This is a genomic window from Mesorhizobium sp. P160927 (assembly GCF_057766385.1).
On record NZ_JBYMDW010000001.1, the window covers coordinates 4,124,558 to 4,144,671 of the forward strand.

17 protein-coding genes are annotated in these 20,114 nt (G+C 62.3%); 4 read left to right on the plus strand and 13 right to left on the minus strand.

The genetic code is table 11. The features are described 5' to 3' along the window. Positions 1–58: 58 nt before the first annotated feature. The gene (locus tag AC3CB8_RS20170) at positions 59–1,045 is read right to left on the minus strand and encodes an ABC transporter substrate-binding protein (protein ID WP_352547051.1); all 987 of its coding nucleotides are present in this window, start codon (positions 1,043–1,045) and stop codon (positions 59–61) included. Between the two features lie 149 nt (positions 1,046–1,194). Here AC3CB8_RS20170 and AC3CB8_RS20175 point away from each other — a divergent pair, with 149 nt between their 5' ends. Continuing rightward, on the plus strand, positions 1,195–1,965 hold the full coding sequence (locus AC3CB8_RS20175) for a GntR family transcriptional regulator (protein ID WP_488377339.1): 771 nt from the start codon (positions 1,195–1,197) through the stop codon (positions 1,963–1,965). 408 nt (positions 1,966–2,373) lie between these two features. Further along, positions 2,374–3,117, plus strand: a complete 744-nt coding sequence (gene lexA, locus AC3CB8_RS20180; RefSeq protein WP_015317797.1) for a transcriptional repressor LexA — start codon at positions 2,374–2,376, stop codon at positions 3,115–3,117. Here the strand turns inward: lexA and AC3CB8_RS20185 are convergent. After that, the gene (locus tag AC3CB8_RS20185) at positions 3,111–5,564 is read right to left on the minus strand and encodes a ComEC/Rec2 family competence protein (protein ID WP_352565612.1); all 2,454 of its coding nucleotides are present in this window, start codon (positions 5,562–5,564) and stop codon (positions 3,111–3,113) included. The two genes, lexA and AC3CB8_RS20185, sit on opposite strands and share 7 nt — an antisense overlap. A gap of 103 nt (positions 5,565–5,667) precedes the next feature. Between AC3CB8_RS20185 and gltX the strand changes: the two genes are divergently transcribed. Beyond that, the gene (gltX, locus tag AC3CB8_RS20190; RefSeq protein ID WP_023784041.1) at positions 5,668–7,092 is read left to right on the plus strand and encodes a glutamate--tRNA ligase; all 1,425 of its coding nucleotides are present in this window, start codon (positions 5,668–5,670) and stop codon (positions 7,090–7,092) included. Between the two features lie 183 nt (positions 7,093–7,275). Beyond that, on the plus strand, positions 7,276–8,601 hold the full coding sequence (gene gltA / locus AC3CB8_RS20195) for a citrate synthase (protein WP_352547037.1): 1,326 nt from the start codon (positions 7,276–7,278) through the stop codon (positions 8,599–8,601). A gap of 92 nt (positions 8,602–8,693) precedes the next feature. On the opposite strand, the gene lpxB is transcribed toward gltA, so the two are convergent. From lpxB to pyrH, 11 genes are all read right to left on the minus strand, one after another. Next, positions 8,694–9,872 (minus strand): lipid-A-disaccharide synthase, encoded by a 1,179-nt coding sequence (gene lpxB / locus AC3CB8_RS20200; RefSeq protein ID WP_352547039.1) that lies wholly within the window; start codon positions 9,870–9,872, stop codon positions 8,694–8,696. A 1-nt stretch (position 9,873) separates the two neighbouring features. Next, entirely contained in the window at positions 9,874–10,779 is a 906-nt protein-coding gene (locus tag AC3CB8_RS20205) for an LpxI family protein (protein ID WP_435053055.1), read from the minus strand. Continuing rightward, the gene (gene lpxA / locus AC3CB8_RS20210; protein WP_023795202.1) at positions 10,751–11,584 is read right to left on the minus strand and encodes an acyl-ACP--UDP-N-acetylglucosamine O-acyltransferase; all 834 of its coding nucleotides are present in this window, start codon (positions 11,582–11,584) and stop codon (positions 10,751–10,753) included. Before lpxA ends, AC3CB8_RS20205 begins: the two co-directional genes overlap by 29 nt. 13 nt (positions 11,585–11,597) lie before the next feature. Beyond that, positions 11,598–12,065, minus strand: coding sequence for a 3-hydroxyacyl-ACP dehydratase FabZ (gene fabZ, locus AC3CB8_RS20215; protein WP_015317790.1), 468 nt, complete (start codon positions 12,063–12,065; stop codon positions 11,598–11,600). Continuing rightward, on the minus strand, positions 12,058–13,113 hold the full coding sequence (gene lpxD, locus AC3CB8_RS20220; protein WP_023773810.1) for a UDP-3-O-(3-hydroxymyristoyl)glucosamine N-acyltransferase: 1,056 nt from the start codon (positions 13,111–13,113) through the stop codon (positions 12,058–12,060). Before lpxD ends, fabZ begins: the two co-directional genes overlap by 8 nt. A gap of 74 nt (positions 13,114–13,187) precedes the next feature. Further along, positions 13,188–15,587, minus strand: coding sequence for an outer membrane protein assembly factor BamA (bamA, locus tag AC3CB8_RS20225; RefSeq protein WP_023773811.1), 2,400 nt, complete (start codon positions 15,585–15,587; stop codon positions 13,188–13,190). Positions 15,588–15,804: 217 nt separating this feature from the next. Beyond that, positions 15,805–16,947 (minus strand): RIP metalloprotease RseP, encoded by a 1,143-nt coding sequence (gene rseP / locus AC3CB8_RS20230; RefSeq protein WP_023784034.1) that lies wholly within the window; start codon positions 16,945–16,947, stop codon positions 15,805–15,807. A 94-nt stretch (positions 16,948–17,041) separates the two neighbouring features. Continuing rightward, positions 17,042–17,857 (minus strand): phosphatidate cytidylyltransferase, encoded by an 816-nt coding sequence (locus tag AC3CB8_RS20235; RefSeq protein WP_352565617.1) that lies wholly within the window; start codon positions 17,855–17,857, stop codon positions 17,042–17,044. Further along, positions 17,854–18,588: an isoprenyl transferase gene (locus tag AC3CB8_RS20240; protein ID WP_352565619.1), complete on the minus strand. Its 735-nt coding sequence runs from the start codon at positions 18,586–18,588 to the stop codon at positions 17,854–17,856. The genes AC3CB8_RS20235 and AC3CB8_RS20240 overlap by 4 nt, the downstream gene beginning before the upstream one ends. 32 nt (positions 18,589–18,620) lie before the next feature. After that, the gene (gene frr / locus AC3CB8_RS20245; protein ID WP_015317784.1) at positions 18,621–19,175 is read right to left on the minus strand and encodes a ribosome recycling factor; all 555 of its coding nucleotides are present in this window, start codon (positions 19,173–19,175) and stop codon (positions 18,621–18,623) included. A 107-nt stretch (positions 19,176–19,282) separates the two neighbouring features. Next, positions 19,283–20,005, minus strand: coding sequence for a UMP kinase (pyrH, locus tag AC3CB8_RS20250; protein WP_023784032.1), 723 nt, complete (start codon positions 20,003–20,005; stop codon positions 19,283–19,285). Positions 20,006–20,114: the final 109 nt, after the last annotated feature.

Here is a 20,114-nt window from a genome sequence, read left to right on the forward strand (position 1 = left end):
CGTTCCTCCGTGACCTCGGGATGATGGCGCCGACGCCATCATCCCAGCAGTTCCGATGTTAGTCGACGATGCAGCCGCAATCGGCCATTGAAGCCGGTATCTCGACGCCGAACGCGGCCATCGCCTTGCGCGAGATCGTTGCCATGTGGTCCTTGTAGGCCGGGCGCGACGGCGCGATCGTCTTGGGATCCTTGCCCTTGAGGATCTCGGCGGCGATGTTGCCGGCGTTGATGCCGACCTGGGTGTAATTGACCGCGAAGCTCGCCGGCACGGTGCCGTTGCGGACCGCGCTGTCATCGGAGTTGACGACCGGGATACCGGCCTGGCGGGCGGCCGCTGAGACAGCGGCGATCGCCGGCTGAATCAGGTTCGAGGCCGGGCCGTAGATCACGTCGGCCTTGCCGGCGAACGAAGCGATACGCTGCTGGATGTCATTTACGTTGTCGATGCCGAGCTCGACCACCTCGAAACCGGCGGCCGGTGCCGCCGCCTTGATCTTTTCGACCAAGGCAACGTCATTGGCCTCACCGGGATTATAAGGCACGCCGAAGCGCTTGGCGTTCGGCAGCAGCTTCTTGGTGAAGGCCATCACCGCGGCGACGTCCTGCAGATCGCTGGCGCCGGTCATGCCTTCGTCTCCGGCGTCCCATGATGGCACCAGCTTGGCCGCCACCGGATCGGTGACCGCGGCAAAAACGATCGGAATGCCGGAACCCGCGAGCGCTTTCTTGGCGATCTGCGAGACCGGCGTGGTGATGGTGTAGATCAGCTTGGGCTGCTCGGCCTGCAGCTTGGCGATCATCTGCGGCACCAGCGACGCATCGAAATTGGTGTGGCTCTCCGTGTAGACGACGTCCTTGCCCTCGACGAAGCCGTTATCCGTCAGCGCCTTCTTGAAGCCGGCTATGGCGGCGTTCAATTGCGGGTGCTCGCCGAAATTGGCAATGCCGATACGGATCTGATCGGCCGCGGCACTGCCGGCGCTGACCATCAATGCGCCTGCCAGGGCCAAACCCGACAACCAAGCGGATTTCGACTTCAACATCATTTCCTCCCAGATTTGATCAGGGCCGCTTGGAAACGCGGCTGCTCCGCGATCATGGTCAGTCCGCCGGTCTGTGTCAAACATTATATATAATTGTTGTAGTGACCCAGTATCATATATACTTTTAGCCAGACGACGGATTGATCACGATGCGGGATGAGACGAGTTCCACAAAAACGGAAGCCGCCTATCAGCTGTTGCGGCGCGACATCCTGACCACGCGCCTCATGCCCGGCGCCCCGCTCAAACTGAGTGCGCTGCGCGGCACATATGGCGTCGGTTGGACACCGTTGCGCGAAGCCCTGTCGCGGCTCGAGGCCGAACGCTTGGTCACCGCCATCAGCAATCGTGGTTTTGCCGTGGCTCCGGTGTCGCGGGCCGAGCTGGAGGATCTGGCACGCGCCAGAATGGTGGTCGAGATACCCCTGTTCCTCGAATTGATGGAAAAAGGCGGCAGGGAGTGGGAGGATGCCGTAGTCACTGCCCACTACCGGCTCTCGCGTTGCAAGACGGCGGTCGACGATCCCTCCGACACGGCCGTCGACAGATGGGATGAGAACCACGAGGCTTTCCATGCGGCGCTGCTGAGCGCCGCCACATGCGACTGGCTGTTGCGGTTCCGCTCGACAATCTCGGATCAGTTGCGCCGGCATCATCGCTTTCTTGGTCTGGCGCCGACATTGCGGGCCGCGGCCGGCCTCAAGGACGGCTATGAACAGGCAATGGAGGCGTTGCGCGAAGCGATCGCGATCGAACACCATACCGCGATCATGGAAGCGGCACTCGATCGTGACGTCGAACGGGCCAAGGCGCTGATGACGGCGCATATCGGCTACACACTGCACGTCTATGTTCATAGCGAAGACAGCGGCGCGACCAGATACGCCGCCCGCGCCGGCAGCTTGAAGGGGTCGGGATAACTTCAGCGCTTCCGCGACGCCTATTCGCACGCGCTGGCCGGAGTGCGCCGAACGCCCGGGTCCATGGCCGCCCGGAGCTACCAATGGTTGGCATTTTGGTTTCGTTTCGTTCCGCGAATAATGGATCCATGAAATATACGGTACCCCGTGGGAAGAAGCCTTCCAGATGGCTGATGCCAGCTCCATCGGCGGATAGGCCACAGGCCATTAACCAAACGATTTCAATGTGCCTGCCGATCGCGGAAAGGACCGGTTGCTGACGCCGGCGGGGGCAAAAAACTTCAGACCCCTTAACAAATTCATTAAACTTTAAACGGTTGCAGAACACAACTGGAACAGATAGTGTTTGTTCTGGGTTTGTTTTTTCGATTCTGGTTCAACCTTTCGTTCAATGTCTTGGGGGCCGCCATGCTGACACGCAAGCAACATGAACTGTTGATGTTCATCCACGAACGGCTCAAGGAAAGCGGGATACCGCCTTCCTTCGACGAGATGAAGGAAGCACTCGATCTTGCCTCCAAGTCGGGGATCCATCGCCTGATCACGGCGCTGGAGGAGCGCGGCTTCATTCGCCGGCTACCCAATCGGGCGCGCGCGCTGGAAGTGCTGCGGCTGCCGGACTCGATCGCGCCGGGCCTCAATGCGGCAAAGAAGTTCTCGCCAAGTGTCATCCAAGGCAGCCTTGGCCAAGGCAGTCTCGGACGCCAGATCAGGCCGGCCGCTGCGCCTTCGCGCCTGCCCGCGGCCGGCAACGACGACGATGCGGTTTCAGCCGTGTCCATCCCGGTCATGGGCCGTATCGCCGCCGGTGTGCCGATCGATGCAATCCAGCATCAGACGCATTCGATCTCGGTGCCGCCGGACATGATCATGGGCGGCGAGCACTATGCGCTGGAGGTCAAGGGCGACTCGATGATCGAGGCTGGTATCTTCGATGGGGACACGGTCATTATCCGCAATGCCGACACGGCAAGCCCGGGCGAAATTATCGTGGCTCTGGTCGACGAGGAGGAAGCGACGCTGAAGCGGTTCCGCCGCAAAGGCGCTTCGATCGCGCTCGAGGCCGCCAATCCAGCCTACGAAACACGCATTTTCGGGCCGGACAGGGTCAAGGTACAAGGCAAGCTGGTCGGGTTGATCAGGCGCTACTGAGCCGGCTTTCCATCGGGCTTGTCGGGTTTTTTGTACGGCGGCAGCCCCCTCGCCTCGCGTGAGAATTTTCGCTGTTCGTGCCAGGGTCGGTATGGTCCGTCGACGGCGAATTCGATCCCGGCCCGGGTCGTGGCCGACTGGGGATTGAAGAAGACGGCAGCGCTTCCCTTGCGGGCGAGCTGCCGTTTGGTGACGACGAGAACCAGTGGATTGTGGCAGGCGTCATAGGCGGTCGCGTCGTTCACGATGATCAGGTCAGCGAAAGCGCAGGCTTTCCAGGTGGTCTTGCGGTCCTCGACATAAGCAATGATCGCGCCGGAAGGGTGCCTGGCAAGGCACAGGCCTTCGCGGCAGTAGAAGGGCGATCCCGGCGGCAGGTCGGCGGGACTGGCAACGTCGAATTGCCCGTCTGTCTTGTCGAACATTTCCGGTTTGACGATTGTTTCGGAGATCAGAGCGCGCTTCCAGTTGTCGGTTGCGAATTCGTTCGGACGTTCCCGGTTGACGGCCAGTTCGCCATTGCCGATCGGCAGCGCGACCAGCCGCGCATCTTCCGAGATCAGCACATCGGGCGCGCGCGTGTGCGACACAGTCAACAGGCCGGCGAGCGCGAATGGCAGCGCCGCGAGCCGCAGCCAGGTCGTCGCCATCGTCGCGATAACCAGCGCGACGGTGACCAGCAGCACGGATTGCTGCGAAATCAGCCCGACTCCGTCGACCGGAGAGCGCTCCGATATCCACGCCGACACGGCGATCATCGCCGTCAGGCCCTTGCCCATGAGGTAGAGAGCCGGCCAATCCAGTCCGAATGGCATCAGCAGCGCGCTAGCGACGGCCAGGAACATCACGACCGACACGATCGGCATCACGGCCAGATTGGCGAACAGGCTGAGGGGCGATACCCGCTGGAAATGCCAGATGGCAAACAGTGCCGTGGCGCTGCCGGCGATAATGGACGTCATGGCCAATCCACCTGTCGCCAGCAGGAATTTTCGCGTCAGGAGCCCGGGCAGGGATCGCTTTGGCGGCGGTGGCCTGGTCTTTCCCGCACGGTGATCGGCCCAGCCGGCATAAGCGCCAACCAGGGCCGCGGTCGCGGCGAACGACATCTGAAAGCTTGGGCCGACGACCTCGTGCGGCGAGACCAGGATGACGGCGATCGCCGAGATCGCCAGATTGCGCATGGTCAGCGCAGCGCGATCGAAGAAGACGGCAATCAGCATCACCGCCAACATGATGAAGCTGCGTTCGGCCGCAACGACGACACCGGAAATCATGAGATAGGCGGCGATCGAGAACAGTGCGGCGGCGGCGGCGTATTTCTTCACCGGCCGGCGCGCGGAAAAGTCTGGTAACAGTGCGAAGGCACCACGCAGCAGACCCATGATGGTGCCGGCCACAAGCGCCATATGCAGTCCCGAAATAGAGATGATGTGATAGATGCCGGTACGCCGCATCGCTTCATTGATTTCATCGGGTATGCCGGCGCGCACGCCGACGATCAGCGCCGCCGCGATCTCGCCTTCAGCGCCGCCGACGCTGCCCCTGATGTGGTCGGCGATGGCTTCGCGGGCATTTTCAACGCCTGAGAAAAGGCGAGCCGATAGCGGCATCTCACCGTCAGCGGGGGAAACAACCGTCGGATTGCCGAGGAAGAAGCCGCTGCCGCCGATGCCGGCGAAATAACTGTCGAAAGAGAAGTCGTAACTGTCCGGCCGGACCGGGCCGGTCGGCGGCAACAGTTTGGCGTAGCCTGTGATGAGCGAGCCGGCGGTCATTCCCGGCGGTATCTTGCGTGCGGAAAGCCGGACCCTTTCCGGCGCATAGCGCAGTTTCGGCCGCGCGGTCGAAATCACGTCCATGGTCAGCCGGATGCGGCCGCTCTCCATCTCTTCGAGCGAGACCACGCGGCCGGTCAATTGCGTGGAGATTTCCGAACCCAGCATACGGGTTCCGGCTCGCCATGTTTCGACCTTCGCCGCGAGTAAGCCCAGCGCGCACAACAGCACTGCCATGAAACACAGATGGGTTTTCGACCACGAACGCGAGACGAAGGCACAGACCGCCATCAGCACCACGACCGCGACGGGCTTTGCAAAGTCGGGCTCGGACGCCAGCGAGAAATAGGCGATCGCCCCAACGGTCAGACAGACCGGCACCAGCAGGAACGCGATGCCCCGGTCGAGTTCGAGCTCCGCCGCCTTGGCCACGCCATGGCGCAGGCGAGGCAAGGATATCGGGCCGATTTGCCGGCGCACGCGCACGATCCTGCCCCCGGCAGGAGACGGCGCCGGCGCCGGCCCACCCGCCCGCAGCGGCCCGGTTTCGGGCGCAGCCACGAGCGGCGATGGCAGTGGGATCGTCGGAGGCGCCGCAAAAAGGGATCGCTCGCTGACGCCGACAGCGGCATCCTCGCTTCGATCCGAGCTCCGGCCTCTTCCAGTCATCGGGTCTGCCCCTTGCACCCTCGACGCCCTATGCTACATGAACGCGCAACGCGCGAAAGTCCGCACGTTCCGCACCCAGCTTCAGACGTTTTCCGAGAGTTCCATGCCCGACAAGGTCATCACCCGTTTTGCCCCCTCGCCGACCGGCTATCTGCACATCGGCGGCGCGCGCACGGCGCTCTTCAACTGGCTCTATGCAAAGCATACCGGCGGCACGATGCTGCTGCGCATCGAGGACACCGATCGCGAGCGTTCGACCGATGCGGCCACATTGGCCATTCTCGATGGCCTGACCTGGCTCGGCCTTTCGTGGGACGGTGACGCGGTCTCTCAATTCGAGCGTGCGCCGCGCCATCGCGAGGTAGCCGAGGAACTGGTGCGCCTGGGCAAGGCCTATTACAGCTACGAGACTTCAGCCGAGCTCGAGGCAATGCGCGAGGCTGCACGCGCCAAGGGCCTGCCGCCACGGTATAACGGCCATTGGCGTGACCGCGACCCGTCGGAGGCGCCGTCCGGCGTCAAGGGCGCCATCCGCATCAAGGCACCGACCGAGGGCGAGACGGTGGTGAAGGACCGGGTCCAGGGAGACGTGCGCTTCCCCAACAAGGATCTCGACGACTTCATCATCCTGCGTTCGGACGGCAACCCGACCTACATGCATGCCGTCGTCGTCGACGATCACGACATGGGCGTCACTCACATCATCCGTGGCGACGATCACCTGACCAACGCCGCCCGCCAGACCGTGATCTACAACGCCATGGGCTGGGACGTGCCGTCGATGTCACATATCCCGCTGATCCATGGCGCCGACGGCGCCAAGCTGTCGAAGCGCCACGGCGCGCTCGGCGTCGAAGCCTATCGCGCCATGGGCTATCTGCCGGAGGCGCTGCTCAATTACCTTGCGCGGCTCGGCTGGAGCCATGGCGACGACGAGATCATGTCGATCGAGGACATGGTCTCGTGGTTCGACATTGGCGACGTCAACAAGGGCGCGGCGCGCTTCGATTTCGCCAAGCTGGAAGCGATCAACGGGGCGCATATGCGCCGTATGGCCGACACCGAGCTGTTCGATATCTTCATCGCCACCTTGCCCTATCTGGAGGGAGGCCCGGCGATGGCGGCGCGCCTCGACGAGAAGAACAAGACGCAGCTGCTGGCAGCACTTCCGGGCCTGAAGGAGCGCGCCAAGACGCTGGTCGAGCTTCTCGACGGCGCCGGCTTCCTGTTTGCCGCTCGGCCGCTGCCGATCGACGACAAGGCGGCACTGCTGCTCAATGACGATGCGCGCAAGATCCTGCGTGGCGCTCACGAAGCTTTGAAGTCGCTGTCACACGACTGGACGGCGGCCACGGCCGAGGCCGTGATCCGCGACTTCGCGTCGGCTGGCGGCCACAAGCTTGGCGCCGTGGCCCAGCCGTTGCGGGCTGCCTTGACCGGCAAGAGCACGTCACCGGGCGTATTCGACGTGCTTGCCGTTCTGGGGCGTGAGGAAAGCCTGGCGCGCATAGGGGATCAAATCGATTAGGAGCAAACTGGCCCAAGAAGATTGGCATTGAAAGGCGGGTTTCGCAGTGCAACATTAGGCCTTGGCCCAATCTGGCACGCACCTCCTAGAATGCGGTGGCGAATACGTACATTGCGGTGATTTCAACGTGTCGCTCCGCGGAATTTGCCTTTGCCGGCATGAGGAAACAAGAAGGAGTTTGCAATGACCGAAGCTGCGAAAAAACTGGATGTGGGCGGCCAAGAGGAGGCCACGGCAACGCTGGAATTCGCCGGCAAGACTCACGAATTCAAGGTGCGAAGCGGCTCGGTCGGGCCTGACGTCATCGACATCGCCTCGCTCTACAGCACCACTGGCGCCTTTACCTATGACCCCGGCTTCACCTCGACGGCAAGCTGCGAGTCGGAGATCACCTTCATCGATGGCGACGCCGGCATCCTGCTGCATCGGGGCTATCCGATCGACCAGTTGGCCGAACATGGCGACTTCCTCGAAGTCTGCTACCTCCTGCTCTACGGCGAATTGCCGACCAAGGCGCAGAAGGACGATTTCGACTACCGCGTGACGCGCCATACAATGGTGCACGAGCAGATGTCGCGCTTTTTCACCGGCTTCCGCCGCGACGCGCACCCGATGGCGGTGATGTGCGGCGTGGTCGGCGCGCTGTCGGCCTTCTATCACGACTCGACCGACATCTCCGACCCGTACCAGCGCATGGTTGCCTCCATGCGCCTGATCGCCAAAATGCCGACGATCGCGGCCATGGCCTACAAATATCACATCGGCCAGCCCTTTATTTACCCGAAGAACGATCTCGGTTTCGCGGCAAACTTCCTGCATATGTGCTTTGCCGTGCCGTGCGAGGAGTACAAGATCAACCCGGTGCTGGCGCGCGCCATGGAGCGTATCTTCATCCTGCATGCCGATCATGAGCAGAACGCTTCGACCTCGACCGTTCGCCTCGCCGGCTCCTCGGGCGCCAACCCGTTCGCCTGCATCGCCGCCGGCATTGCTTGCCTGTGGGGGCCGGCCCATGGCGGCGCCAACGAAGCGGCGCTCAACATGCTGGGCGAGATCGGCCATGTCGATCACATCCCGGAATTCATCGCCCGCGCCAAGGACAAGAACGATCCATTCCGCCTGATGGGCTTTGGCCACCGCGTCTACAAGAACTACGATCCGCGGGCCAAGATCATGCAGAAGACGGCGCATGAGGTTCTGGGCGAACTCGGCATCAAGGACGATCCGCTGCTCGACATCGCGATGGAACTGGAAAAGATCGCGTTGACCGATCCCTATTTCATCGAGAAGAAACTCTATCCGAACGTCGACTTCTATTCCGGCATCACCCTGAAGGCGCTGGGCTTCCCCACCACCATGTTCACCGTGCTTTTCGCGGTCGCCCGCACGGTCGGCTGGATCGCCCAGTGGAAGGAAATGATCGAGGATCCACGCCAGAAGATCGGCCGTCCGCGCCAGCTCTATACCGGCGCGCCGGAACGCGACTACGTGCCGATCGCCAAGCGCTGAGACAAGTGACACGCGCTGAGACAAGTGAGTAGTGGGTAGTGGTTCGTGAGGAGTGAGGTTGGAGAGTTTTCTAACTCACTACTCGTTACTCACTACTGCCTACGCACTCGCTTGATACACCCCATCACCACCTGCGCCGCGATCTCACCGGACGGTTTGTCCGTTGCCATGCGCCGTGAAATCTCGGCGAAACCGTCTTTCTGCCAGGCGCGCATGCCACTGTCGGCCAACAACGCTTCCAGCTGGCGTGCCAGATTGTTCGGTCTGACGTATTCGTCGTAGAACTCCGGGATCAACGCGCGATCCGAGATAAGGTTGGGCAGAAGCGCCGACCAGACGGAAACGAGATACCGCGCCACGGCGCGTGCGACAGGGTCGAGCCGGTAGCAAGAGATCATCGGCACGCCGGACAGCGCCAGTTCCAGGGAGACGGTGCCGGACGCGATCAACGCCGCGTCGGCCTTGCCGAAGGCCTGCCATTTGCGCTCGGGCTCAAGGATAATCTCGGGTTTTTCATCCCAGCGCGTGACCGCGGATCGTACGGTGTCCGCGACATGCGGCACCGTCGGCAACATCAGCCGAAGCCGATGCCCGCGTGCCCGCAGCATCGACACGGTCTCACCGAACGGCTCGAGCAGCCGCCGCACCTCGCCGCGCCGCGAGCCGGGCAGGACAAGCAGCGTCTTCACGCGGTCTGGTGAAAGATCACGCGGCTGGGCCTGCGCCCTGGCGGCCGACAGCACGCCTGGATCATGCGTCAGGCGATGGCCCACATAGGTGCCGGGCGGGCCACCCAGCCGATCGAGCTCCTTCACTTCGAACGGAAGGATGCACAGGATGTGATCGACATACGGTTTCATCGCCACCGCCCTGCCCGGCCGCCATGCCCAGACGCTCGGGCAGACATAGTGGACGATCGGGATCGCCGGGTTGGCGGCGCGCACCTTTTTGGCGACGCGCAGCGAAAAATCGGGGCTGTCGATGGTGACGAGGCAGTCCGGCTTGGCATCCGCAACCAACCCCGCCAGCTGACCGATCCGCCGCATCAGGCGCGGCAGGTCACGCAGGACGGCGCTGAACCCCATCAGCGCGACCTCTCCGGCGTCGAACGGGGAAACCAGCCCAAGCGCCTGCAGGTGGCGGCCACCGAGGCCGACGAGCCGTACCTCGCGCCCTGTTATTTGACGCAGCGACTGGACAATGTCGGCGCCAAGCAGGTCACCTGACTCCTCACCCGCGACGATCGCGATCTTCAGCGCCCCGTCAGCCATATCAGGACTCCGTTGCGGCCAGGCCGACAATGAACAGCCCAAGGTCATTGGCACGCGAGAGGGTTGCGGGACCTTCGAGGATCAGGGAGCGTCCCGCCTCGACGGCAATGCCGGCAAGCCCGGCCGCATGCGCTGCTTCTACCGTCTGGGGCCCCATGGAAGGAAGATCCGCGCGCAGCTCCTGGCCAGGCTTGGCGCATTTGACCAGCACGCCGCGCGTCTTGCCGGCGATACGACCGTGGCCACGCAGCAGCCTGGCGCGGTCCAGCAATCCGGCCGTGCCCTCGATGCCTTCAAGCGCGATGGTCCGGCCGCCGACCGCGATCGCCGCCTGGCCGATATCCAGCGCCCCGATGGCTTTTGCCGCGGCAAAACCTGCCTCGATGTCGCGCCAGTCCGACGTCCGAGGCGTGGCCCTGGTCAACACCCCTTCGGCGGCGACAAGGTTCGGCACGATCTCGTGGGCACCCATGACCTTTATCCCCCGGGCCTCGAGTCCGCGCGCCACCACCTTGAGCAGTCCATCGTCGCCGCGCGCCAACGCCATGACGACGACGGGTATCACAGCGAGCAGGCTGAGGCTTGGACGCATATGTGTCAGCCTTGGCCTGCGCTTTATCTCGCCGGCAAGCACCAGATGCGTAATCCGGTTACGCTTGAGCAGCGGAATGAGCGATCCTATCGCCTCCAAGGCAAGGGTCTCATGCTCGTAACGGCACAATTCCGCCAGGCGGTCGGCCTCACCTTCCATGAGCACGATGAAGGGCGGATGACCCTGTTCGGCCAAACCGGCAGCGACTTCGACCGGAAGGCTGCCGCCGCCGGCGATGATGCCGACCCTGGCACCAGGCGGAAGATCAAGACCAGCCGCGGCTGCCTCAGCCTTCGTCATCGGCATCGTCGCCATCGCCGCCCTTGAGCGATGGCACCGCATAGTGTCGCTTGCCGCGACTGGTGATGAAGTCGATGATCTTCATCGCTGTCGGCGACGAGGCGAACTCCACCTTGGCGAACTCGATGTTCTCGCCGACGGTGCGGGAGCGGTCGAAGATCGTCTTGTAGGCCCTGCGCAGCAGATGGATTTCGGAACGCGGCAGACCGGCGCGCTTGAGGCCGATGATGTTCAAGCCGCGCAGGCTGGCGCGGTTACCGACCGCGATGGCATAGGGAATGACATCACCGACAAAAGCCGAGCACCCGCCAAGAAAGGCGTTGTCGCCCACGCGCACGAATTGATGGACGGCGCTGAGGCCGCCAATATAGACATTGTTGCCGATCTCGCAGTGGCCGCCCAATGTCGCCCCATTGGCGAAGGTGGCGTTGTTGCCGACAGCGCAGTCATGGGCGATATGGGCGTAGGCGAGGAAATTGCCATTGTCGCCGACCGTGGTTTCGCCACGGCTGGTGTCGGTGCCGACATGCATGGTCACGCCTTCGCGGATGGTGCAGTTGGCGCCGATGACCAGCGTCGTGCGGCCGCCCTTGTGCTTGGTGTTTTGCGGCGGTGCGCCCAGTGTCGCCATCGGATAGACCTTGGTCGACGCTCCGATGGTGGTCGCGCCCATCACCGAGACATGGCTGACCAGTTCGACCCCGTCGCCAATCACGGCATCGGCGCTGACATGGCAGAACGGCCCAATGCGCACACCCTGGCCGATCTGGGCGCCTTCTTCCACGACGGAGGAAGGATGGATTGACGTCTTGATTTTCATAGGCACTCAATCGTCAGTCGCCGGTGACCATCATGGCTGAAATCTCGGCCTCGGCCGCCTTGGTACCTTCGACCAGGGCTTCACAGGCGAATTTGAGCAGGTTGCCGCGCTTCTTGATTTTCTTGACATGGATCTTCAACTGGTCGCCGGGGACGACCGGTTTGCGGAATTTGGCGTTGTCGATGGTCAGAAAATAGACCAGAGACGGCTTCGATGCCCCGAGGCTGCGGATGCAGATGGCTCCGGCCGTCTGGGCCATGGCCTCGACGATCAGCACGCCCGGCATCACCGGCTGCTCCGGGAAATGCCCCTGAAAATGCGGCTCGTTTATGGTTACGTTCTTGATGCCGATGGCGGAGTCGTCGCCGTCGATGTCCACAATGCGGTCGATCATCAGAAAGGGATAACGGTGCGGCAGGAGCTTCATCAGCCCCAATATGTCGACCGCTTCCAGCGTTGTCGCCGCCACCATGTCAGCCATTGTCCTTGCCCTGCTTGCGTGCCCTGGCCATCGTGCGCAACATGGCTATCTCTCGCATGGCTTCCGCCATAGGCTGCGCCGGATAGCCACCCCAGATCTCGCCGGCGGGAACATTGCTCATGAATCCACTTCTGGCTGCAAGCTTGGCACCTGTACCAATCGTCAGATGATCCGCAAGCCCGACGCCTCCGCCCATGGTGACATTGTCACCCACCACCACGGAACCGGAAATACCCGAAAGCCCGGCCACTATGCAATTGCGACCGATGCGGACGTTATGGGCGATCTGCACGAGATTGTCGATCTTGGTACCTTGCCCGATGATCGTATCGGACATGGCGCCACGATCGACGGTGGAATTGGAGCCGATCTCGACATCGTCCTGGATCACGACGCGTCCGATCTGTGGAACACGCTCCGGCCCCTTGGCGCCTCCGACAAAGCCAAAGCCGTCCTGGCCGATCCTGGCACCACCATGGATGATGACCCGATTGCCGATCAGAGCGTACTGGATACTGGCGCCCGGGCCGACATAACCGTCACGGCCAATCTGGCAGGACTGTCCAATGACGGCGTTGGGCGCAATGACTGTGCCGCCGCCGATCGAGACACCTGGCCCGATGACCGCGCCGGCTTCGATGATAGCGCCAGCTTCGACATGCGCCGTCGGATCGACATGGGCATGCGGCGAAACGCCGGTCTCACCGGTCATTGGCCCCGGCGTGGCGGCTGTCGGGAACAGCAGGCGCCCAACCAGCGCGAAAGCCTGCTGCGGACGTGGATGAGTCAAGACAGCAACGGTGGAAGGCGCTTTGTTCGCGAATTCGGCCGGGCATAGGACCGCCGCCGCCCGCAGCGACGGCATCAGCGCGGAATTACGCCTGCCGTCGACGAAGACAAGCGCATTTGCGCCGCCTTCATTAGCCGGCGCCAGCGCTTCGATCAAAACGTCGGATTGGCCGGAATCGACTAGCACCGAGCCGGTCAGATTCGCGACTTCGGCCGCCGTATACCGGCGTGATGGCGCGAAGAACACCGGGTCGGTCATTCCAGAAGCTATATCCAGCTAGGTCGGAACATTTCCCCCGGGTCCAAAAACCCGGGAGCATCGTTGGCCGCCGATCAGAAGCGGGTCGATATGCCGAAGTTGAATTCCTGCACGTCGTCGCTCGCTTCCTTCCTGACCGGGATTGCATAGTCGATACGGATCGGACCAAACGGTGAAGCCCACATAAGGCCGAGACCAACCGAGGCGCGCAACTTCATGCCGGTGCTCGCGATGGTTATGTCGGGGGCGGGATCTGCCCCAAGATGTTGATTGATCTTGCTACCGTATAGTGTTGCAGCGTCGGCGAACACCGCACCGCGCAGGCCGAAGCTCTCGGGAATGACCGGCAACGGGAACTGCGCTTCGGCCGAGGCGTTGAAATAGGTCACACCTCCCAGATGGTCACCCGTAGTTGGGTCAACCGGACCAATGCCATTATACGCAAAGCCGCGGATCATGCGGTCGGTGCTCTGGAATTGATCGAAGATTCGCAGATTGCCGTCGCCGCCATAAGCCTCCACATGCCCTGCGCCGGCCGAGATCAGCCCGACAAGGTCAAGCTGCTCCGACAGCGTCTGGTAGATGCTGCCACGCCCGGTAATCTTCACGAACTTTGCATCACCACCAAGACCAGCCATCTCGACCGTCGTATTGGCATAGATGCCTTCATGTGGGTTCTTCATATCGTCAATGGTGTTGTAGACCAGCCCCAGGCTGATCGACGACTTGATCCATGGACTTTGCGCGATACCATCCAAGATAGCCGGTGAAATCGTGCAGTTAGGTCCATCCGGATCTCCAACGCTGGTAGCACCGCAATCGTCGTCGACCTTATACTTCTCTTGCGAGATGTTGTACGCCAACTGGGTGGTGATGCTGTTGGTGATCGGCAGTCCGAAGCGGATCGTCGCGCCGGTCGTGTCGCTGTCGTAATTGTTTTTGTATTGCCGCGTCGACTTGAAAATGTCGAAGCCGGCGGCGATGCGCCGCCCGAGGAAATAGGGCTCGGTGAAGGACAGGCTGTAGTCGCGCGAGTTCTTGCCGCCGCCGGCCGACACTTTAATGAACTGGCCGCGGCCGAGGAAGTTGCGCTCTGTGATCGATCCTTCAACAGACGGTCCAGCCGAATCGCCACCAGTCGAATAGCCGGCGCCAACCGAGAATTCACCCGTCGACTTCTCGACCACGTCGACCACAAGCACGACTTGGTCAGGGGCCGAGCCGGGCACAGTCGAAATCTCGACTTTGTCAAAATAATTCAAGTTTTCCAGGCGCTTCTTCGCGCGCTGAATGAGCACTTGGTTGAACGCATCGCCTTCGCTGACATCGAATTCGCGGCGAATGACGTAGTCACGCGTGCGGTCGTTGCCGCGGATCTCGATGCGCTCGACATAGGCCTTGGTGCCCTGGTCGACGGTGTAGACCACCGAAATCGTATGGTTCTCGAAATTGCGGTCGCCGCGCGGTGTCACCTGGGCGAAAGCATAGCCGGAACCAGCCACCTTCTCCGTCAGCGCAATGATGGAGTCTTCGACGTTCTTGGCGTTGTAGACATCGCCCTTGCGGGTTTCGACCACCGATTCCAGCGACTTGGAGTCGACTTCCGGGATCGTGCTTTCGACGCTGATGTCGCCGAAATTATAGCGCTCGCCTTCCTGGACGGTGATGGTGACCGTGTATTTGTTGGTCGCATTGTCGAGCTCGCCGACGGCGGACACGACCTGGAAGTCGGCATAACCGTGATTGTAATAGAAGCGGCGCAGCAGCTCCTGGTCGGCGCGCAGCTTGTCTTCGTCGTAGACGTCGTCGCGCAGGATGAACGAGACCCAGGACGAGCGCTTGGTGTTGATCACATCAGACAGGCGGCGGCTGGAATAGGCGCTGTTGCCGACGAAATTGATTGCCGCGATCTGTGTGCGATCGCCTTCGGTAACGTGGAAGACCACGTTCACGCGGTTGTCGCCGAGCTCCATGATCTGTGTGGTCACGCCGGCATCGTCACGGCCGATGCGCCTGTAGGCGGCCTTGACCGCCTCGACATCCGAATCGAGCGTAGCCTGAGAGAACGTGCCGCGGGGCTTCAGCTGAACCGCTGCCTGAAGCGCGTTGTCCTTGAGCTTCTTGTTGCCCTGGAACAGCACCTGATTGACAACCTTGTATTCCGAAACCTTGACCACCAGGGTCGAGCCGACCTGGTTGATCTGGACATCCGAGAACAGGCCGGTGCCGAACAGCGCCTTGACCGCGCTATCGACATCGGAGCTGGAGAAGGCCTTGCCGGGCTTGATGGTGATGTAGTTGCGGATGGTGTCGGCGTCGACACGCTGGTTGCCGCTCACCTCCACCCTGCTTACGACAGCGGCTTCGGCCGCCGATGTGGCAACGAACTGCACTGCGAGCGCACCTGGTACGACCAGAGCGGCGGACAGTGCCGCCGCTGACGCGGCGTTTAGAAACTTGGATGCTGCCTTCATCGGGCTTAATAACCTTTTCTCGTAGTCCCCACGGCGAGAAAACCGGACGTGCGGTCATTTCCCCTACCGTATTAACCGGATTTTCCCTACACGCAAGGCTTCTGGTTAATTTGTATTTACTTAACCCTGTTGCGTGGCTTTCGCGTCACTCATATCCCCATGCATGGTAAACGGCGTCTCAACATTCGCCATGCTCAGGCCAAATTCCTTCATGATTTCAGCATCCAAAGAGATCGTTCCAGAACACGAACCCCATGAAGCACAGCACCAGAAGCAGACCGGCCCGATAGGCCATTTCCATCATCCGTTCCGACACCGGCCGGCGGATGACGGCCTCCACCCCGTAGAACAACAGATGGCCGCCGTCGAGGGGGGGAATCGGCAAAAGGTTTAGAATGCCTATCCCCACGGACAGCAGCGCGACGAGCTGCACCAGCCATTCGAAACCGAGTTTGGCCGCCTTGCCGGCCATGTCGGCGATCTTGACCGGGCCACCCAACTGGCACTTGTCCTCGCGCCCGACGGCGAAGCGCTGCAGGAACTGTCCGGTGCGCTCGATGACGTGGCCCGTTTCCTCAACGGCCGCCGCGACGGCTCCGACCGGGGTGTAGGTTATGAGGCGGGGCTGACCGAGTTCCTTGTTGTTGACGACGCCGATCACGGCGACCTTGACCTTGTTGCCGAGCGCGTCCTCCTGCTCCATCAGCCGCGGCGACGCGGTCACCGTGACCTCCTTGCCGCCGCGCAGCATGACGAAGGTGATGGTGTCGCCGGCGCGGCCCGAGACCAGCCGCTGCACGTCGCCGAAGGTTTCGACCTTGCTGCCGTCAACGCTGACGAATCGATCGCCAGGCAAGATGCCGGCCTTGGCCGCGGGACTGTCTGTTGTAACCTCCGCGACCATGGGCTCCGCGACGTAACGCCCATAGGCGGCAAACAGCACGGAAAAGACGACGATCGTCAGCAGGAAGTTGAACAGCGGCCCGGCCACCACCGTTGCCGCGCGCTTCCAGATCGCCTGGGTGTGGAAGGCAACCTTGCGTTCCTCGTCGGTCAGCGTTTCGAGTTCTTCCGATGTCGGCTGGCTGGAGGTGGCGTTCATGTCGCCGACAAACTTCACATAGCCGCCGAGCGGTATGGCGCAAAGCTTCCAGCGCGTACCATGCCTGTCGTTGAAGCCGATGAGCTCCGGACCGAAGCCGATGGAGAAGGCCCTGACCCCGATGCCGCACCAGCGGCCGACAAGATAGTGGCCCATCTCGTGAACGAACACCACGACGGTCAGAACGAAGAGAAACGGCACGAGCGTGCCGAGAAAGAGGCCTTCCGTGCTGAAAATCGCGTGAAGAATCTCGTTCAATTCAGGCCCTCAAGTTCTTCCGCGTCGCTGGGTGACTGTGACATCAATACAGGCGAATCCAAGGCGCCCGCGCCAGATCGTGGAATGACACCGTTCAAATGGGAAACAGCCCTTGTGCCGGATGCTCGGCGCCCGCCGCGATCCAGCCGATGACGTATAGGGCAAGAGCGGCCGCGACAAGCCCGTCGACACGGTCCATGATGCCGCCATGGCCAGGGATGAGCACGCCAGAATCCTTGCGGCCGTGTCGCCGCTTGACCCAGGATTCGAAGAGGTCGCCGGCTTGGGCGACAATCGACAGCACCAGCGCCACAACACCCAGCAACGCCAGGTTGCCGGCGCCGGCGAAGGCGGCAAGCAGAAGCCCCGCGACGACACCACCGACCGCCCCGCCGAGGGCGCCGCTGCGGGTCTTGCCGGGCGAGATCGAAGGCGCCAGTTTAGGCCCGCCGACGGCGCGCCCGACGAAATAGGCAAAAATGTCGGTTGCCCAGACGACCGCGAACAGGAACAGGATGGCGACGAGGCCCGAATGGTCGCCGTCCCGCAGCAGGGCAAGCGACAGACCGGACATGCAGGCATAGGCAAGGCCGCCGGCGTCCCACTGGCCGATTTTGCGAACTCCAGCGGTGATCGCGGCTGTCGCAACCAGAATCACGACGAGCGGCAGCAGCCACCGTGCGGGAAGGCCGGCAAGCAAGGCGCCGACGAAAATGACCATCAGCGCTTCCGGCAGAAAACCAAGCCCGTCGGCCGCGGCGGGCCGCGACATACGTGTCCACTCGTAAAAGATCATTGCCGCCATGACGGCGCACAGCAGCCGGAACGGCAGGCCGCCGAGCCAGGTCAGGCCGAGGGCGACAATGGCCAGCACGACGGCCGAAATGACGCGCAGCTGAAGGTTGCTCATCCCGCGGCCGGTCGCGAAGCGACGTCCTGCGGGGCCAGTCCGCCGAAGCGGCGCTCGCGGCGGGCATATTCGCGCAACGCCTCGGCGAGATGCTCGCGGTTGAAATCCGGCCAGTAGCACGGCAGGAAGACGAGCTCGCTGTATGCGGCCTGCCACAAGAGGAAGTTGGACAGGCGCAGTTCGCCTGATGTGCGGATGACCAGCTCCGGATCGGGAATGCCTTGCGTGTCAAGAGAGCCGGCAAAGCTTTCAGCCGATATCGCCTCGCTGTCCATTTCGCCGCGCGCCACGGCCGCGGCAAGCTTGCGTGCCGTGCGGACGATCTCGTCGCGCCCGCCGTAATTGAAGGCGATCACCAGCGTCAGCGAGGTGTTGTGGATCGTCAGCGATTCGGCCTCGTCGAGCAGCCCCCTGATGTCGGCCTGCAGCCCTGTGCGGTCGCCGATGATCCTGATCCGTACGCCGCTCTGGTGCAGCTCGGCAAGGTCGCGACGGATGAACAGCTTCAACAGACCCATAAGGTCGCTGACCTCGGACTTCGGCCGCGACCAGTTCTCCGATGAGAAAGCGTAGACGGTCAGGAAGGAGATGCCGAGACCCGGGGCGGCGCGCACCGCCTTGCGCAGGGCCTCGACGCCGGCGCGATGACCGGCGAGCCTCGGCATACCGCGCGCCTTGGCCCAGCGTCCATTTCCATCCATGATGATCGCGACATGCGCGGGCGTTGTCATGATCTCGCTTTCGGGTCAGCCAAGGGCCAACCCTAAACCTGCATGATTTCAGCTTCCTTGTCGGAAAGCAGATGATCAATGGTGCTGATGGTTTCGTCGGTAAGTTTCTGGACCTGGTCGGAACGCTTGCGCTGATCGTCCTCGCTGATGTCGCCGTCCTTCTCCGCCTTTTTCAGGAAATCCATGCCGTCACGGCGCACATGGCGCGCGGCGACACGGGCGTTCTCTGCGTAGCCATGCGAGATCTTGACCAGTTCCTTGCGGCGCTGTTCGTTGAGCTCCGGCAGCGGAATCCTCAGATTGGTGCCATCGACGATCGGGTTGAAGCCCAGATTGGATTCCCGGATCGCGCGGTCGACCGCGCCGACCATCGATTTGTCCCAGACCGAGACCGAGATCATACGCGGCTCCGGCACCGAAACATTGGCCACTTGGTTGATCGGCATGGTGGTGCCATAGGCCTGCACCTGGATCGCATCGAGCAGATTGCTGGAGGCGCGACCGGTCCGCAGCGAAGCCAGGTCATGCTTGAACGCGGCGATGGCCCCGTCCATGCGCCGCTTCAGATCGTCGTACTCACCACTCATCTTAGTCTCCTCGACCCGTCTGCCGCGGGTTCACTGCTTCGGGGCAAGGCCCCGTGTTCGAGCCTGATTTTCGAAAGCCGGTTTCCCCTTCCAGGGATCGGCCCCGATCATTCGTCCGCGACGACCGTGCAGCGGCCGCCGCCCCTCAGAATATCGCCGAAACCACCCTTTTCGTGGATCGAATAGACGATTATCGGAATGTTGTTTTCGCGCGCAAGTGCAATCGCAGCGGTATCCATGATGGAAAGGCCGCGATTTATGACTTCGGCGTGGCTGATGCGCTCGAAACGCGCCGCATTCGGGTCCTTTTTCGGGTCGGCCGAATAGACGCCGTCGACCTGGGTACCCTTGAACAGCGCATCGGCGCCGATTTCGGCCGCGCGAAGTGCCGCCGCCGAATCAGTGGTGAAGAACGGATTGCCAGTGCCGCCGGCGAAGATCACCACCTTGCCCTGGTTCATGTAGGCGGTTGCCTGGCGCTGCGAAAAACTCTCGCAAAGCTCGGGCATGGCAATTGCGGACAGCACGACGGCATCGACACCGATCTTGTTCAGCGACGTGCGCAACGCCAGCGAATTGATGACCGTGGCAAGCATGCCCATGTGATCGCCGGTAACGCGGTCGCCTCCCTTGGAGGCGACGGCCACGCCGCGAAAGATATTGCCGCCGCCGATAACGACACCCACCTCGATGCCCAGCGCACGGGCTTCGGCAATGTCGCCGGCGATGCGGTCGACGACCGAGACGTCGATGCCGAAATGCTGTTCGCCCATCAACGCTTCGCCCGAAGCTTTCAGCAGAACACGTCGGTAGCGGGGCTTGACCGTCATCTGGTTCCTCGAAATTCCGGCGTGGCAAGCTCTGAAGGCGAAAACGCCCCCTGCTTCGCCCGGCGGTGCTGTCATGACGGGTTGACCCGATACACGAAGGGCGCGGCGA